Here is a 14,964-nt window from a genome sequence, read left to right as displayed (position 1 = left end):
GAATATCATGAAAAAAGAAGAACTGATTCAGAAAGCGTATGAAATTGCTGCGGAACGTTATGCGGCAGTAGGTGTAGACACCGAGAAAGTATTGGAAACTATGCAGGATTTTCACCTGTCACTCCATTGTTGGCAGGCTGATGATGTGACCGGATTTGAAGTGCAGGCAGGTTCATTGACCGGAGGTATCCAGGCAACCGGTAATTATCCGGGCAAAGCTCGTAACATTGATGAGTTGCGTGCCGACATCTTGAAAGCCGCTTCTTATATTCCGGGTACTCACCGCTTGAACTTGCATGAGATATACGGAGATTTCCAAGGCAAGGTGGTTGACCGCGATCAGGTAGAACCGGAACACTTCAAGAGTTGGATTGAATGGGGTAAGGAACATAACATGAAGCTTGACTTCAACTCTACTTCTTTCTCTCATCCGAAATCGGGCGATTTGTCACTCTCCAACCCTGATGAAGGTATCCGTCAGTTCTGGATTGAACATACCAAACGCTGTCGTGCTGTTGCGGAGGAAATGGGTAAGGCACAGGGTGATCCGTGTATTATGAACCTTTGGGTACATGACGGAAGCAAGGATATCACTGTAAACCGTATGAAGTATCGTGCGTTGCTGAAAGATTCTTTGGATCAGATCTTCGCTACAGAATATAAGAATATGAAGGATTGCATCGAATCTAAGGTGTTCGGTATCGGTCTGGAAAGCTATACGGTAGGTTCCAACGATTTCTATATCGGTTACGGTGCTTCTCGCAATAAGATGATCACTTTGGATACCGGTCACTTCCACCCGACAGAAAGCGTAGCTGATAAAGTATCTTCATTGTTGCTTTATGTTCCCGAACTGATGTTGCACGTAAGCCGTCCGGTTCGTTGGGATTCAGACCACGTTACTATCATGGATGATCCGACTATGGAACTGTTCAGCGAAATCGTTCGTTGCGGTGCTTTGGACCGTGTACATTATGGTCTTGACTATTTCGACGCTTCCATCAACCGTATCGGTGCATACGTGATCGGCAGCCGTGCCGCACAGAAATGTATGACCCGTGCTTTGCTCGAACCGATTGCGAAATTGCGTGAATACGAAGCAAACGGACAGGGATTCCAGCGTCTGGCTTTGCTTGAAGAAGAAAAAGTGTTGCCTTGGAATGCAGTTTGGGATATGTTCTGCTTGAAGAACAATGTTCCTGTAGGTGAAGATTTCATCGCAGAAATCGAAAAGTACGAAGCCGAAGTAACTTCTAAACGATAAGTTATGGATATTTTAATCGGCTTGTTGATTATAGCCATCGGTAGCTTTTGCCAGTCCAGTTCATATGTACCTATTAAAAAGGTAAAGGAGTGGAGCTGGGAAAGCTTCTGGTTGATACAAGGTGTATTTGCCTGGTTGGTGTTCCCATTCTTGGGCTCACTGCTGGGCGTACCGCAAGGAGGCAGTCTGCTCGACTTGTGGGGAGCGGGAGGTGCCGGTATGAGCATCTTTTATGGTATATTGTGGGGAGTAGGAGGATTGACTTTCGGACTTTCCATGCGTTATCTGGGGGTTGCGCTAGGGCAGAGTATCTCGTTGGGTACTTGTGCCGGTTTCGGAACTCTTCTTCCAGCTCTTTTTGCAGGCACAAATTTATTTGAAGGTAACGGGTTGATTCTGTTGTTGGGTGTTTGCATCACATTGGCGGGTATCGCTATTATCGGCTATGCCGGTAGCTTGCGTGCACAAAACATGAGTGAAGAAGAAAAACGTGCTGCCGTAAAAGACTTTGCGCTGACAAAGGGGTTGTTGGTTGCCCTCCTGGCCGGTGTCATGAGCGCTTGCTTTGCCTTGGGGTTGGATGCGGGAACTCCTATCAAGAATGCGGCTCTAGCCGGTGGAGTGGAAGGGCTTTATGCCGGTCTTCCGGTAATCTTCCTGGTTACTCTTGGCGGATTTCTGACGAATGCCGCTTATTGTCTGCAACAGAATGTGGCTAATAAGTCAATGGGTGACTATGCCAAAGGAAAAGTGTGGGGCAATAATCTGGTGTTCTGCGCCTTGGCAGGTGTGTTGTGGTATATGCAATTCTTCGGATTGGAAATGGGTAAAAGTTTCTTGACAGAAAGTCCTGTGCTGTTGGCTTTTTCCTGGTGTATACTGATGGCATTGAATGTAACTTTCAGTAATGTTTGGGGAATCATTTTGAAGGAATGGAAAGGAGTATCAAATAAGACTATAACTGTGCTGATAGCTGGTCTGATCGTACTTATCTTCTCATTAGTGTTCCCAAATTTGTTTTAAAATTTATAGGTACGGATTACAGAGATTACGCAGTTTTTTTATAACTTGCGGCGAAATCTATGTAATCCGTATACAATTAAAAAATATATATAATGAAATCAATTTTAGAGAATCGTCCGGCACTTGCCAAAGAGGTAAATAAGGTGGCTGAAGTTGCCGGCTATTTGTGGCAGAAAGGATGGGCTGAACGTAACGGTGGTAATATCACTATTAATATCACAGAGTTTGTAGACGATGAAATCCGTCAGATGAAACCGATCAGCGAAGTAAAATCTATCGGTGTGACTCTTCCTTATCTGAAAGGATGTTATTTCTACTGCAAGGGAACTAATAAGCGTATGCGTGATTTAGCTCGCTGGCCGATGGAGAATGGTTCGGTTATCCGTATTCTGGATGACTGTGCCAGCTATGTGATTATCGCTGATGAGGCGGTGGCTCCGACATCGGAATTGCCTTCTCACCTGAGTGTGCACAATGACCTGTTGAGCAAAAACTCTCCTTATAAAGCATCTGTGCATACGCACCCGATTGAGCTGATTGCCCTGACACATTGTAAGAAGTTCCTGGAAAAAGATGTGGCTACCAATATGTTGTGGAGCATGATTCCCGAAACAAAGGCATTCTGCCCGCGTGGCTTGGGTATCATTCCTTATAAATTGCCTAGTTCTGTAGAACTGGCGGAAGCTACCATTAAGGAGTTGCAGGATTACGACGTTGTGATGTGGGAAAAACATGGCGTATTTGCAGTAGATTGCGATGCGATGCAGGCATTCGACCAGATTGATGTGTTGAATAAATCTGCTTTGATCTATATTGCAGCCAAGAACATGGGCTTCGAACCGGATGGTATGAGTCAGGAACAGATGAAGGAAATGACTGTTGCTTTCAATCTTCCTAAATAAAATAAACCAATAAACAACCATGAATCGCATTATTTTAAATGAAACTTCTTACTTCGGTGCAGGCTGCCGGAGTGTAATTGCTGTAGAAGCAGCCAGACGTGGCTTTAAGAAAGCTTTTTTTGTAACGGATAAGGATCTGATCAAGTTTGGTGTGGCTGCCGAAATCATTAAAGTGTTTGACGACAATCAGATACCTTACGAACTTTATAGTGATGTAAAAGCCAATCCTACTATTGCTAATGTACAGAACGGAGTGGCTGCTTACAAAGCTTCCGGTGCAGACTTTATCGTTGCTTTGGGCGGCGGATCTTCTATTGACACTGCTAAGGGCATCGGTATTGTTGTGAACAACCCGGATTTTGCGGATGTGAAGTCTTTGGAGGGTGTGGCTGATACCAAGCATAAAGCGGTACCTACTTTCGCACTGCCTACTACTGCCGGAACGGCTGCCGAAGTTACTATCAATTATGTGATTATCGATGAAGATGCACGTAAGAAGATGGTGTGTGTAGACCCGAACGATATTCCTGCTGTGGCTATCGTAGATCCTGAGTTGATGTACTCCATGCCGAAGGGGCTGACTGCTGCGACGGGAATGGATGCCTTGACTCATGCCATCGAAAGTTATATTACTCCGGGTGCTTGGGCTATGAGTGATATGTTTGAATTGAAGGCGATTGAAATGATTGCACAGAATTTGAAGGCGGCTGTGGATAACGGCAAGGATGTGGCGGCCCGCGAAGCAATGTCGCAGGCACAATATATTGCCGGTATGGGATTCTCGAATGTTGGTTTAGGAATCGTTCACTCGATGGCTCATCCGCTGGGTGCATTTTATGATACTCCTCATGGGGTAGCCAATGCTTTGCTGTTGCCGTATGTGATGGAGTATAATGCTGAATCTCCGGCAGCTTCAAAATATATCCATATTGCGAAAGCAATGGGAGTAGACACCACTGGAATGAGTGAAGCAGAGGGAATAAAAGCAGCTATTGAAGCAGTGAAAGCACTCTCTATCAGCATCAATATACCGCAGAAATTGCATGAAATCAATGTGAAGGAAGAAGATATTCCTGCATTGGCTGTAGCAGCTTTCAATGATGTTTGTACGGGTGGTAATCCTCGTCCGACTTCAGTAGAAGACATCGAAGCTCTGTATCATAAAGCATTCTAAATCTCATCATAATAAAATTAGTTTTTGTATAAACATCCGGAGATACTTAAAGGTACACTCCGGATGTTTTTTTGTACCCTTGCGTGTGTTTTCTAAAAATAATTCCTATTTTTGTCCAACTCAATTACGTGAAAACACACTGATATGATCGAGGATAATAGTTTAGGATTAGAATTTAAATATCTGATTGTAAATGACATGGACCGGAAATTTGGTCTATGGGTAAATACCGTCGGCTATCAGTCTATTCCTCCTGATTCACCTTACCCGTTGAAAGAACATCCTTCCGGTTACTTTTTTAATGCGGAAAAGGGAAGAGTACTTCGTGAATACCAGCTAGTTTATATTACGAAGGGGCGCGGTTTGTTTTCATCCGATTCAACTTCCGAAAAGCAAGTTTGTAAAGGCCGGTTGATGGTGTTGTTTCCCGGGCAATGGCATACGTACCGTCCGTTGCGGCAGACGGGTTGGACGGAGTATTACATAGGCTTTGAGGGACCAATGATAGATGCCATCGTTAATGATGCTTTTTTGTCGCAGGAGCAGCAAATATTGGAAATTGGTATTAATGAAGAATTGGTTTCCTTGTTCTCCCGTGCTCTTGCTGTAGCTGAAGCGGATAAAATTTCCGCGCAACAATACCTTTCCGGGATTGTGCTTCACATGATAGGTATGATTCTCTCCGTCTCCAAGAATAAAGTTTTCGAGATGAGTGATGTGGATCAGAAGATAGAACAGGCAAAAATCATCATGAATGAAAATATTTCCGGTAATGTAGATCCGGAAGAGTTGGCGATGCGGCTTAATATCAGTTATTCATGGTTTCGACGTGTTTTCAAGGAGTATACAGGTTATGCTCCTGCCAAATATTTCCAGGAATTGAAACTTCGTAAAGCCAAACAAATGTTAGTAGGAACTTCCCAATCCGTGAAAGAGATTTCTTTTTTCCTGGGTTTCCAGTCTACCGAATATTTTTTCTCTTTTTTCAAGAAACGTACAGGGCTTACTCCGCTGGAATATCGTTCGTTCGGGCGGGAAGAATAAAAATATTGGCGTTTAAGGATTGTTTAATGGGAGAGGAAATATGAAACTGGGGATTTGAATAATATTAAGTGTTATAAATCGGTTTTAAAATTATATTTATTTTGGTTGCATTGAATCTTTTATTCCCTTATATTTGGCAATATAAAACTGATTGAATGGGAATGATACAAGAAAAACAACCTGTTGATTTTGAGCAAATTTATATTGCTTATTTTTCCAAGATGAAGCATTTTGCTAAGGAATATGTTCTATCGGATGAAGATGCCGAAAACATTGTGCAAGATGTTTTTGGAGAACTTTGGGAACGAAAAGAAATACTGGAACTGCCAATTAATATTATAGCTTATCTTTTCACTGCTATTAAAAATCGATGCGTTGATTTTTTACGTCGGAAAATATTAATAAAAGATATTGAGGATAAGTTGCAAGAAGAGTACCGTCTCACTTTACAAGCGAAGTATTACTCATTGGAATATCTAGACTTGGACATCTTGGAGGAAGAAAGTATAGAACAAATTTTATCAAAGGCGATTGATGCACTGCCAGAGAAATGCCGGGAAATTTTTATTAAAAATAAAATCGAGGGTAAAAAGCAAAAAGAGATTGCTGCAGAATTAAATATCTCTATAAATACGGTTGAAACGCAGATGGGAATCGCTTACAAGAAACTTAAAACTGAACTGAAAGACTATTTTCCCCTTTTCCTTTTTTTACTTTATTGATGATTGAAATAAAAAAAAAGTTTTTTCTTTTAGCGGATTTTTTCTGTTGGTTCGTTTATATAATGAACTCAGAAGAAATAAAAGATGGACGAACGAATATTGAAATACTTTCAAAATGAATTGGATGCCGCTGAAAGACTAGAACTTCTGCGAGAGATCAGGAAAGATGATATCTTAAAAAAGCAATTTAGCGAGTATCAAAACCTATGTGCTTTGATAAACCTGTCTTCGTACGGTGAGAATATTGATGAGGGAAAAAATAAATATAGTTATTTTAAGCAATGGATTGCAACAAGAAAACGTCATCAATTTCTGATTAAGTTAATGAAATATGCGGCAGTTGTTATACTCGTGATTGTTTCTACATGTTGGTTGACATTATGGACTTCTTCAAGTTTGCTGGATGATAGTCTTCTTGCAGAGACTAATACATTATATGTACCAGCAGGACAGCGTGCCTGTATCACCCTGCAGGACGGAAGCCTTGTCTGGCTTAACGCACAGTCTACTTTAATTTATCCTTCACATTTTTCCGGATCGGAGCGAAAGGTACAGATTATGGGAGAAGCCTTTTTCGAGATAGCTAAGAATGAAAAGAAACCATTTTATGTAGTTGCTCAAAATGCAGAGATGCAAGTACTAGGGACAAAATTTAACGTATATAGTTATCCTGAAACCGGGATAACCCGAACGAGTTTGGTTGAAGGAGCAGTACAAGTGAGTTGCGACAATAGTACTGAGAAGGTTGTTTTAAAGCCCAATGAGCAGGTGACAGTAGAAAATGGGAAAATGACTGTTGAACTTATAAAATTTCCCGATGCTTTACTTTGGAAGGAGGGGATATATAGCTTTAATAATGAACGTTTGATTGATATTACCAAAAAACTCGAATTGTATTATGATGTAAAGATTGTTGTTTCTAACCAATTATTGAGAGATATCAGATATACATGTAAATTCAGGCAAAGAGATGGCATTGATGAGATACTGAAAGTTATACAACAAATTCACCACTTTAAAATAAATAAAGATAAAGAGAAGAATACTTTTACATTAAACTAATAACGATTGTCGAATCCTTAAAAAATATGAATGCCATGAAAACATAAATTTAATGACCTTTAGAAAATGAAGGCGACAAATGTACCACCATTTGTCGCCGGATGAAAGTAAACACATGAGTCAACTTAGTATTCACTTTATACATTGTACAAAGATATGAAAATAAATCCTTTGTTATCACTCTTTATTGTCAAAAACCAATGCATTAAAGATTATTTTAGAATTATGAAAATCTCATTCTTTTTCTTATTTGTGTGTACCTTCCAACTAATGGCGGTAAACGCAGAAGCTCAAAATGCTATAATAAAAGTTGCATCTAAGTCTTTGTCTATAGCGCAGTTGATATCGGAAATTGAAAAACAAACAGACTATTTGGTGGTGTACAGCAACCAGGAAATAGATGTAAATCGTACGGTAGTAATGCAGAATGTATCGGGGAAAGTTGTAACTTTTCTGGAAGCGGCTTTTGCTAAGACAAATATAAAATATCAATTTAATAATGATTATATAATGCTGTCTATTAGTAAGGCTGATAAGGTGCAACAACGAGTTCAGAATATAACAGGTGTTGTAAACGATGAAAAAGGAGAGCCTGTTATAGGTGCTAATATAAGTGTTATAGGTCAATCAATAGGTACAATAACTGATATAAACGGACGATTTGCAATTAACGCTACTTTGGGAAGTTCTATACAAATTTCCTTCATTGGTTTTAAATCGCAAATCGTTACTGCAGACAAGAACTATTTGAACATAAAGCTGATTGATGATACAATGACTCTTAGTGAGGTCGTTGTTGTCGGTTATGGAACAAGTACCAAGAAAGATCTTACCGGTGCTGTTGGTATTGTAAGTGGTGAGATGATAGAGAACCGACAGGCTGTACAGATTTCGAATGCATTGCAAGGTGCGGTTGCCGGATTGAATGTAACTCGTAATTCAGGAGCTCCAGGTAGTGGTGGAACGATTCGGGTACGTGGGAATACGACTATTGGAAACAATGATGCTCTTATTATAGTTGATGGTATACCGACCGATGATATTAATAATATAAATCCTAATGATATAGAGAATATCTCAGTTCTTAAAGACGCTGCTGCCAGTTCTATATATGGTTCTCGTGCTGCTGCTGGGGTTATATTAGTCACAACTAAACGGGCAAAATCAGGGCAGGCTACTTTCAATTATAACTATGAATTTGGTATTGAAAAACCGACAGAGATGCCTGAGTATGTAGATGTTGTACGTTATATGCAGTTAGTAGATGAAAGGCAGATGAATGATGGAGGTTCCTCGGTATATGGTTCCGATTTTATTAACAGTTATTGGAATAATCATTTGCAGGATCCGGACTCTTATCCTGCCACGGATTGGCAAGATGTTATTTATAAGAAACAGGCTCCCAGGCATCGGCATGAGTTTACTATGACTGTGGGGACGGATAAAGTGAAGACAAAGGCTTCGTTAGGATATGTCGATATAGATGGTTTATATACTAATAGTGGCTATAAACGCTACATGTTTCGTGTGAATAATGATATTCGTTTGCATAAGATGCTTTCTGCAAATTTGGATGTATCATTTAAAAGGTCGAACAACAAATCTCCGGCAGATAGCTATATTTCTTCAAGAAGTGTGGCTTATATGGCTCGGGTAATGCCAGGGATATATGATGATAGGTATGATGATGGTCGTTATGCTTTGGGAAAAGATGGTTCGAATATATTGGCAGAGGTGAATGATGGGGGAGTAAATGAAAAAATATACAATCAGTTAGTAGGTCGTTTTGTTTTAGATTTTAAGCCATTGGAAGGGTTGTCATTGAAAGCTGTACTTGCTCCTACGTTGAACTTTAATAAATTTAAGGCCTTTGCCAAAGTTGTTGAGTATACAGATAAGAACGATCCTTCCAGAGTTCTATACACTAGTCGTCCAAAAACGACTCTAAATGAAACAAGGGCTGATGGTACTGTTTTTAATGGCCAGTTCTTGGCTAATTACAAAAAGACATTTGCCAAAGTGCATAATTTAGACTTCTTGTTGGGATACGAAGAAAATACAATAAAATCTGAAGCATTGAAAGCGTCACGTGAAGGATTTTTGATTACAGAATTTCCATATCTTGATTTGGGAGCGGAAGATTTGAGAGATAATAGCGGCTCTGCTTCGGAGTCAGCTTTAAGGTCTTACTTTGGGCGTATCAATTATAATTATAAGAATAAATATTATCTTCAGGCAAATGCCCGCTATGATGGCTCTTCTCGTTTTCATAAAGATTCGAGGTGGGCGTTTTTTCCCTCTTTTTCTGCAGGATGGATTATATCAGAAGAAAAGTTTATGAAGAATATTTCATTCATGTCCTATCTTAAATTAAGAGGATCATGGGGGCAAGTAGGGAATGAGAGGATAGGAGATTATCCATATCAGGCGGCAATAACTCATAATGATGCTCTTTTTTGGCAAAATGGAGAAATTGTATCAAGCAAAACTGGTGCTCAGACGATTTATGCTATTCGGGATATCACATGGGAAACGACAGAATCTTATGACATAGGAGTAGACATGATGTTTTTTAATGAGAGATTAAAATTAACGGCAGACTATTATAAGAAGAGGACTAAAAATATTCTTCTTAAATTGGATATTCCGAGTTATCTTGGATATGCAAACCCTAACCAGAATGCAGGAGAAATAAGTACTAAAGGCTGGGAACTTGAAGCGTCGTGGAGAGAACAGATTGGAGATTTTAAATATTCATTTTCTTTTAATATATCGGATGCAAAGACTGTAATTGATGACTTGAAAGGAACTCAACAAAAAGGGAATCTTGCAAAAATAGAAGGAGGAGAGTTTGACGAGTGGTACGGATACCGTGCAAAAGGAATTTATCAAAATCAACAACAAGTGGATAATCTTCCGAAGATGAATTCGTCTGTTCAGATAGGTGATATCTGTTATGAAGATATTAGTGGTCCTGACGGAGTTCCTGATGGGATAATATCTGATTATGATAAAGTATTGCTGGGTGGTTCTCTTCCTCGATATACGTATGGGGGCAATATATCATTAGGTTATAAAGATTTAGATATATCGTTGGCATTTCAAGGCGTGGGAAAAATGAAGTCCCGACTGTCTAATGTTCAGGTTCAACCATTTATGGAGTCGGGAATCGGAAATGTTCCTAAAATAATTGATGGAAAGTTTTGGAGTCGTAACAATTCCGTAGAGCAGAATATGGCTGCCCGATATCCTCGCTTGTCAACATCTAGTGCCACAAATAATTATACGATGTCGGATTTCTGGCTGATAGATGGCTCTTATTTTCGGTTAAAGAACATAACTGTGGGATATAGAATACCTGTTGGAAGAATGTTAAGCCAGTATATTAAAAATATAAGGGCTTATGTAAGTATAAACGATTTGTTGTCCATAAATAAGTATCCGAAGGGCTGGGACCCGGAATCGTCTGCAACTGGTTATCCTATTGTTACTACTTTTATGGGAGGTTTCAATCTTAATTTTTAAAATACACATGAATATGGAAAAGATAAGAATATTTTCAGTATGGATGATGGCATTGATTCTAACGTCATGTAATAATCTGGATTTGAATCCATTGTCCGAATCTTCTACCGGCAATTTTTATTCTAATCAACAAGAACTGGAAATGGCGATCAATGATTTATATCGCTCTCCTTTTTATTCGGTAGATGATGAATTAATGACCGATAATATGACTACTCGTACCATTAGTAATGCTGTGGTGACGGGAACTATAAATAGTGATTGGACAGGTTCTGCCGATTTATGGACCAATAGTTACAAAGCTATAGCGAGAGTAAATAGTTTTATGCTTTATAAAGACCAGGCTAAAGACAATACTGATCCTGATGTCATGACCCGGCTTGAAGCGGAAGCTCGCTTTATCAGAGCATATCAATATTCTGTATTAGTTAATCATTTTGGTGATTTACCATTTCTCACCAACTATATAAGCTTAGAAGATTCATACAAAATGGGAAGAACTAGTAAGAATAAAATCTTGGATTTTGTATATGATGAGTTAGGTTGGGCGGCAAACAATCTTCCGGAAACATATGCTACGAATCAACAACAACGGTTTACCAAAGGAGCAGCATTAGCTGTAAAAGCACGAACGGCATTGTATGCAGGCGAATGGGAAATAGCTAAAACTGCAGCAAGCGCAGTTATGGAACTGGAGAAAAAAGGGATTTATCAATTGCATCCTGATTACAGGACGCTGTTTCTGTCGGAAGGACAAAATAATAAAGAAATAATAATGAGTAATCCTCGGTCAGAAACATACGGGGTAGTGAACGCGGGAGCTACGGTGTTGGGGCGTTATCTCACACGTACGGCTGGATTTACATGTTCGGTGATGCCTACTCGAGAACTTATAGATTCCTACGAATGTACCGATGGTTTGCCTATAGATAAATCGCCTCTTTACAATCCTCAGAAGCCATTTGATAATAGAGACCCGAGATTGATTGAAACAATCGTGAAACATGGTTCTGACTGGCTTCAATTCCGATATCAGCCTCATCCGGACACTCTTAAGGTGAGGAGTTATAAAGACAATAAATTAGTTGATAATAAGGATTCGAGAGGAAAAGATTCTTATGCAAGCTATACCGGATTTGTATGGAAAAAAGGATATGATCAGACGATGGCTGATAGAAAGGTCGATGATGTTGATTTGATAATTATACGTTATGCTGAGATGCTGTTGACATATGCTGAAGCGAAGATAGAACTGGGCGAAGTAGACTCATCAGTTTTGGAGGCTATAAATAAAGTTCGGGCTAGAGCTTATAAGACAACTGTGGAAGCTACTGATTATCCAAAGGTTGTAACAACCAATGTAGAACAACTTCGTACAATAATAAAAAGAGAACGGAGAGTTGAATTCGTAAAAGAAGGCTTGAGGTATATGGACCTAATTCGTTGGAGAATAGCAGAGGATGCATTGACTAAACCTGTATTGGGTATGCCTGACGCTGTTAATCAAGATAGAAAGAAATGGCCCTTTCCGGGAACTCCTACTATTGATGAAAATGGTATCCCCGATTATACTTCAATGCTTAATGATTGTAAAATATTGGGGGAAAGAAGTTTCAATAAAGAACGGCAGTATTTGTGGCCGATCCCTAGTAGTGAGCTTCTTGTAAATTCTAACTTAAATCAAAATCCTAATTATTAACAGATAAACTAATTCTTGGGGAAAGATGCTTTGTTTTAGAAAAGATACTTTTCTCAACTAAAGTTACATGAATAATATGAAACGAATAGGTTACTTATTTTTAATAGTTTGTCTCTTGACTGGATGTCAGAGCAGTAAACAGAATGAACCGATACACTCTAGTTTCAGTGGTATTTATCCTCACTTAGCCTATTATAATAATGAGGGTGAATGTGGAACGGGAGCTGTTGTAAACTGGGCAGATCGTTTATGGGTAATTACTTATGGACCTCATTTGCCTTACGGCTCTTCAGATAAATTGTATGAAATTACTTCTGATTTACAACAAATAGTGAGGGAGGAAAGTATTGGTGGTACACCTGCTAACAGATTTATTCATAAAGAGAGTAATCAGTTATTCATAGGTCCGTATGCCATAGATAAAGAGCGCAATGTAAGAGTTATTCCTCTCACTGAATACCCGGGACGTTATACGGGAATTGCCCGTCATTTGTCTGATCCGGCTAATAAACTGTATATTGCTACAATGGAAGAAGGATTTTATGAAGTCGATGTAAATACCTTGGCGGTGAAAACTTTATATGTGGATGGAAATGTGATGAATGCACATGAAGATGATACAAAAGCTAATAAACCTAATCCATTATTGCCTGGAGCACATGGAAAGGGGTTCTATTCGGGGCAAGGAGTAGTGGTTTATTCAAATAACGGAGAGGCGGATGAAAGGGCATTAACCGATTTTAATCTCACTTCCGGAGGATTATGCGAATGGGATGGGGAGAATTGGAAGTTGGTTCGTCGTAATCAGTTTACTGAAGTTAGTGGCCCCGGAGGTATTTATGGTAGTGCAAATCCGGAAGCAGATCCGATTTGGGTGACAGGCTGGGATTCCCGCTCCATATTGGTTGGGGTGAGAGATAAAGGTACATGGGCATTTTACCGTTTGCCAAAAGCAAGCAATAGTTATGATGGTGCGCATGGCTGGAATACTGAATGGCCAAGAATAAGAAATGTAGGGACAAATGATAATCCTGACTATTTGATGACTATGCATGGAATGTTTTGGCGATTCCCAAAAACATTTTCTGCGGATCAAACGGTAGGTATACGTCCTCGGTCGGCTTATTTGAAGGTTATCGGAGATTTTACACGTTGGAATGATAAACTTGTTTTTGGTTGTGATGACTCTGCTCATAAGGAATTTCTAAATAAGCGTACGGTGAAGGGAGATATTGAAGGTCCCGGACAATCAAATTCTAATCTTTGGTTTACTGATGTCGATAAACCTGATAAACTGGGTAGTACAACTGCAATAGGCGCAGTATGGATTGATGATTTGGTGAAGAGTGGTGAAGTTTCAGAGCCTTTTCTATTTGCAGGTTGGGAGAAAAGATGTGCATGGCTCCGAAACTCGGGAAAAGTTTCTGTAAATATATTATTGGAAGTAGATGAAAAAGGTAATAATCAATGGCAGAAACTGAAGACGGTTAATGTACCTGCCGGACAGTCTGTTTTTGTAGAGTTTACAGACTCGGAAAAGGGAGAGTGGATACGTGCCACCCCTGATAAATCTGTAATATTGAGCTTAGAATTTGCATATACGGGGAATGAACGTAGTATGGAGAATAATGATAGCTTTGAGGGAATTTCAGTAATAAATGATAATACATCTGCTGGAGCTCTTTTGTACGGTTTGGGAGATAATCGTCGGGTATTAGGTGTGTTGGCCGGAACATTTCATGGAGATAAATTTGTAGAATCGGGATATTACGAATTGGATGGTAATATGAGTTTAGAGAAAAAAGTGGATGTGAAAACCGAAAACTTTATCCGTACCCGTTTTGCCATACCTCAGAATGTGATTTCAATCGAAGAATCCTCTGTGCTCATTGTTGATGACAATAATCGTCGTTGGCGTCTGCCTTTAGGCAATGAAGCTTATAAGCCACTGACTGATGCCGGAACTTTGCGCATTTGTCGTGAGGTAGCCACCGAACGTGATCTTTTTAACTGTATGGGGACCTTCTTTGAATTACCGGCAGAGAATGCAGATGGATTTGCTAAGATACGTCCGATATCTTCTCACAATTTTCGTATTCATGACTATGCATCATACAGGGGATTACTGGTTATGAGTGGATTGAATCCATATGAGGTTCAAAACAATCCCCATGTCATATGTTCATCGGATGGCAAGGCAATGCTATGGGCCGGAACGATAGATGATCTTTGGACACTTGGAAAGCCTGTTGGACATGGCGGTCCATGGAAAAATGCACAAGTTAGTGCAGACGAATATTCTGATCCTTATTTAATAGGCTTCTATGATAAAAAAGAATTGGTTCTTTCTCATAATCACAATTCGGATGTGACATTTACCTTAGAAGTAAATCCTATCGGACATGGAGAATGGATAACTTACAAAAAGATAAAGGTGGAAGCAGGCAAATCGTTTAATTTTAAATTTCCAGATAGCTTCCAGGCAAGGTGGATACGTTTTTCTGTGAATAAAAGCTGTAAAGCAACTACATTTTTAACTTATAAATAAT

Annotated in this window: 10 protein-coding genes; all 10 read left to right on the top strand. The window is 39.5% G+C overall.

Annotated elements, in window-relative coordinates; all coding sequences use genetic code 11:
- Positions 1 to 7: 7 nt before the first annotated feature.
- The 10 genes from GD630_RS01675 (at position 8) to GD630_RS01630 (ending at position 14,963) form a co-directional block, all read left to right on the top strand.
- Positions 8 to 1,264 (top strand): L-rhamnose isomerase, encoded by a 1,257-nt coding sequence (locus GD630_RS01675; RefSeq protein ID WP_143867656.1) that lies wholly within the window; start codon positions 8 to 10, stop codon positions 1,262 to 1,264.
- A 3-nt stretch (positions 1,265 to 1,267) separates the two neighbouring features.
- Positions 1,268 to 2,287 carry an L-rhamnose/proton symporter RhaT gene (rhaT, locus tag GD630_RS01670; protein ID WP_007754791.1) on the top strand — a complete coding sequence of 340 codons (1,020 nt, stop codon included), beginning with the start codon at positions 1,268 to 1,270 and terminating at the stop codon, positions 2,285 to 2,287.
- 92 nt (positions 2,288 to 2,379) lie between these two features.
- On the top strand, positions 2,380 to 3,189 hold the full coding sequence (gene rhaD, locus GD630_RS01665) for a rhamnulose-1-phosphate aldolase (protein ID WP_007754775.1): 810 nt from the start codon (positions 2,380 to 2,382) through the stop codon (positions 3,187 to 3,189).
- Between the two features lie 19 nt (positions 3,190 to 3,208).
- A complete protein-coding gene (fucO, locus tag GD630_RS01660) occupies positions 3,209 to 4,363 on the top strand; it encodes a lactaldehyde reductase (RefSeq protein ID WP_143867653.1) in 1,155 nt (384 codons plus the stop codon).
- Positions 4,364 to 4,507: 144 nt separating this feature from the next.
- Positions 4,508 to 5,407: an AraC family transcriptional regulator gene (locus GD630_RS01655; protein WP_143867651.1), complete on the top strand. Its 900-nt coding sequence runs from the start codon at positions 4,508 to 4,510 to the stop codon at positions 5,405 to 5,407.
- A gap of 161 nt (positions 5,408 to 5,568) precedes the next feature.
- Positions 5,569 to 6,129: an RNA polymerase sigma-70 factor gene (locus GD630_RS01650; protein ID WP_143867675.1), complete on the top strand. Its 561-nt coding sequence runs from the start codon at positions 5,569 to 5,571 to the stop codon at positions 6,127 to 6,129.
- A gap of 84 nt (positions 6,130 to 6,213) precedes the next feature.
- Positions 6,214 to 7,191 carry a FecR family protein gene (locus GD630_RS01645; RefSeq protein ID WP_143867648.1) on the top strand — a complete coding sequence of 326 codons (978 nt, stop codon included), beginning with the start codon at positions 6,214 to 6,216 and terminating at the stop codon, positions 7,189 to 7,191.
- A 156-nt stretch (positions 7,192 to 7,347) separates the two neighbouring features.
- Positions 7,348 to 10,716: a SusC/RagA family TonB-linked outer membrane protein gene (locus GD630_RS01640; protein ID WP_143867646.1), complete on the top strand. Its 3,369-nt coding sequence runs from the start codon at positions 7,348 to 7,350 to the stop codon at positions 10,714 to 10,716.
- Positions 10,717 to 10,729: 13 nt separating this feature from the next.
- A complete protein-coding gene (locus tag GD630_RS01635; protein ID WP_143867644.1) occupies positions 10,730 to 12,415 on the top strand; it encodes a RagB/SusD family nutrient uptake outer membrane protein in 1,686 nt (561 codons plus the stop codon).
- 76 nt (positions 12,416 to 12,491) lie between these two features.
- Positions 12,492 to 14,963, top strand: coding sequence for a hypothetical protein (locus GD630_RS01630; protein ID WP_143867642.1), 2,472 nt, complete (start codon positions 12,492 to 12,494; stop codon positions 14,961 to 14,963).
- Position 14,964: the final 1 nt, after the last annotated feature.

The organism is Bacteroides zhangwenhongii (assembly GCF_009193325.2).
Lineage (GTDB): Bacteria > Bacteroidota > Bacteroidia > Bacteroidales > Bacteroidaceae > Bacteroides > Bacteroides zhangwenhongii.
Note: the sequence above shows the minus strand (reverse complement) of the source record. Positions and strands in the feature narration are given on the sequence as shown.

Bases quoted from the DNA above. Each gene is read 5' to 3' on its own strand.
- GD630_RS01675 (WP_143867656.1), top strand. From the start codon at position 8: ATGAAAAAAGAAGAACTGATTCAGAAAGCGTATGAAATTGCTGCGGAA.
- rhaT (WP_007754791.1), top strand. From the start codon at position 1,268: ATGGATATTTTAATCGGCTTGTTGATTATAGCCATCGGTAGCTTTTGC.
- rhaD (WP_007754775.1), top strand. From the start codon at position 2,380: ATGAAATCAATTTTAGAGAATCGTCCGGCACTTGCCAAAGAGGTAAAT.
- fucO (WP_143867653.1), top strand. From the start codon at position 3,209: ATGAATCGCATTATTTTAAATGAAACTTCTTACTTCGGTGCAGGCTGC.
- GD630_RS01655 (WP_143867651.1), top strand. From the start codon at position 4,508: ATGATCGAGGATAATAGTTTAGGATTAGAATTTAAATATCTGATTGTA.
- GD630_RS01650 (WP_143867675.1), top strand. From the start codon at position 5,569: ATGATACAAGAAAAACAACCTGTTGATTTTGAGCAAATTTATATTGCT.
- GD630_RS01645 (WP_143867648.1), top strand. From the start codon at position 6,214: ATGGACGAACGAATATTGAAATACTTTCAAAATGAATTGGATGCCGCT.
- GD630_RS01640 (WP_143867646.1), top strand. From the start codon at position 7,348: ATGAAAATAAATCCTTTGTTATCACTCTTTATTGTCAAAAACCAATGC.
- GD630_RS01635 (WP_143867644.1), top strand. From the start codon at position 10,730: ATGGAAAAGATAAGAATATTTTCAGTATGGATGATGGCATTGATTCTA.
- GD630_RS01630 (WP_143867642.1), top strand. From the start codon at position 12,492: ATGAAACGAATAGGTTACTTATTTTTAATAGTTTGTCTCTTGACTGGA.